Below are 2,594 nucleotides of genomic sequence, written 5' to 3' on the forward strand. Positions count from 1 at the left end.
ACTTCTACATCCTGTGCCCCGACAACGACGTCACCCGCACGGTCGACGAAAAGCGCATGGCCTGGGCCATCGGCGACATCATCGAGAACCGCCCGGCCCTGTCGCGCTGGCACGACGACTGGAAGGACGCCTTCGCGGCGTTCATGGCCAGGGCGTGACCGCCTACACCGTCACCAAGGCGACCCCGAAGCCCAAGCCCGCCGTGGGCGATGAAGGCGGGCCGGCGGTGGTCTCATCCGGCCCCGACGGCGTCGACGTCGTCACCTTCGGCTGCCGGTTGAACGCCTACGAATCCGAGCCATCCGCGCCCGCGCCGCCGCCGACGGCCTGTCGGACGCGGTGGTGTTCAACACCTGCGCGGTGACCAACGAAGCCGTGCGCCAGGCCCGGCAGGCGATCCGCAAGGCGCGCCGCGAGCGCCCCGACGCGCGCTTCATCGTCACCGGCTGCGCCGCCCAGATCGACCCCGCCGCCTTCGCCGCCATGCCCGAGGTCGACCTGGTGCTCGGCAACGCCGAAAAGGCCGCGCCAGGAGCCCTGCTCGACACCTCCACCCGCGTGCGGGTCAATGACATCATGTCGATCAAGGAGACCGCCGGTCACCTGATCTCCGGCCTCAAGGACCGCGCCCGGGCCTATGTCGAGGTCCAGAACGGCTGCGACCATCGCTGCACCTTCTGCATCATCCCGTTCGGACGCGGCAATTCCCGCTCGGCCCCGGCCGGCGAGGTGGTTGAACAGATCCGCCGCCTGGCGGCCGAGGGCTATAACGAGGTGGTGCTGACCGGGGTGGACGTCACCTCCTGGGGAAGCGACCTGCCGGGTCAGCCGACGCTGGGCCAGCTGGTCGGGCGGATCCTGAAGCTGGTTCCCGACCTGCCTCGCCTGCGGCTGTCGTCGATCGACGCAGCCGAGATCGATCCCGACCTGTTCAAGCTGCTCGAGACCGAGCCGCGGCTGATGCCCTATCTGCATCTGTCCCTGCAGGCCGGGGACAATATGATCCTCAAGCGGATGAAGCGCCGCCATAGCCGCGAGGACGCCCTCAAGCTGGTGGCCGAGGTGCGCCGGGTACGCCCCGACACCGCCTTCGGCGCCGACCTGATCGCCGGCTTCCCGACCGAGAGCGAGGAAGCCTTCGAAAACACCCTGAAGCTGGTGGAAGAAGCAGGCCTGGCCTTCCTGCACGTCTTCCCCTACAGCGCCCGCCCCGGCACGCCGGCGGCGCGGATGCCGCCGGTCAAGGGCCCGGTGATCAAGGACCGCGCCCGTCGCCTGCGGGAAGCGGGCCAGGCCGGGCTCGAACGCCACCTGCAGCGCCAGGTCGGCCGCGTGCTGTCGGGCCTGGTCGAACGCGACGGCGTGGCCCGGGCCGAGGACTTCACCGAGATCGCCTTCACCGGCGAGGCGCCTTCAGGCCAGATCCTGGCCTTCCGCGTCACCGGCCATGATGGGTCAAGGGTGACCGCCGAGCGGGTCGCCTGATCAGGCGACCGTCCTGCGGGTCTTCCAAAGCGACCAGCCGACGCCGGCGGCCAGGATGACGAAGGTGATCGACAGCGACAGGCTGGCGGGGAACTTCTCCCAGCCCAGGGCGTCGGCGATGAAGATCTTGCCGCCGATGAACACCAGAAGCACGGCCAGGGCCTGCTTGAGATAGGCGAAGCGGTGCAGCACCGCCGCCAGGGCGAAGTACAGCGCCCGCAGGCCCAAGATCGCCATGATGTTGGAGGTGTAGACGATATAAGGATCGGTGGTGATGGCGAAGATCGCCGGCACCGAGTCGACGGCGAACACTAGATCGGCCAACTCGACCAGCACCAGGGCCTGGAACAGCGGGGTCGCCAGACGGGCGGCCTTGCCGGTGCGTGGATCGACGCCCGGGACGAAGAAGCGGTCACCTTCCAGCCGGTTGCTGATCGGCAGCGCCCGACGCAGCCATTTCAGGGCGGTATTGTTATTGAGGTCCAAGGGCTTGTCGCCCGCGAACAGCATCTTGACGCCGGTCAGGATCAGGAAGGCGGCGAATATGTAGAGGACCCAGCCGAACTGGCTGACCAGGGCCGCGCCTACGCCGATCATGATGGCCCGCAGCACGATCACGCCCAGCACGCCCCAGAACAGCACCCGGTGCTGCAGGGCCGGCGGAATGGCGAAGAAGCCGAAGATCAGGGCGATGACGAAGACATTGTCGATCGCCAGGCTTTTCTCGATCACGAAGCCGGTCAGATATTCGACCCCGGCCGTGGCGCCCAGCTGCATCCAGACCAGGCCGCCGAAGCCCAGCCCCAGGCTGATATAGACCAGCGACATCAGCAGACTTTCACGCACGCCGATCTCGCGTGTCTTGCGATGCAGAACGCCAAAGGTCAAAGGCCAGCAGCGCCACGACGGCCAGCAATGAAGCCCCGCCCACATCCAGAGCGGTTTGCCGATCACCGCAGGGTCAGAAAGATCATGATCTCGCTCAGGCCTTTAGGCCGCCGGACCCAAGCGTTCAGGCTGATCGCGGCGGGCGGGGTTTTTGCGGAAACGCGGCAGGGCTGGGCTTCCTTTGCCGACCGGACGGCTTCATCACGGTTGGCAGGAAACAC

3 pseudogenes are annotated in these 2,594 nt (G+C 67.4%); 2 read left to right on the forward strand and 1 reads right to left on the reverse strand.

The window, feature by feature from the left end:
- Both CSW58_RS12200 and mtaB read left to right on the forward strand, forming a co-directional pair.
- Positions 1 to 158: pseudogene (locus tag CSW58_RS12200) on the forward strand (short-chain dehydrogenase); the annotation flags it as partial.
- Positions 155 to 1,485, forward strand: a pseudogene (gene mtaB / locus CSW58_RS12205) (tRNA (N(6)-L-threonylcarbamoyladenosine(37)-C(2))-methylthiotransferase MtaB). The pseudogenes CSW58_RS12200 and mtaB, both read left to right, overlap by 4 nt.
- On the opposite strand, the pseudogene CSW58_RS12210 reads toward mtaB, so the two are convergent.
- Positions 1,486 to 2,471: pseudogene (locus tag CSW58_RS12210) on the reverse strand (TerC family protein).
- Between the last annotated feature and the right edge of the window lie 123 nt (positions 2,472 to 2,594).

Source organism: Caulobacter sp. B11 (genome assembly GCF_002737765.1).
Lineage (GTDB): Bacteria > Pseudomonadota > Alphaproteobacteria > Caulobacterales > Caulobacteraceae > Caulobacter.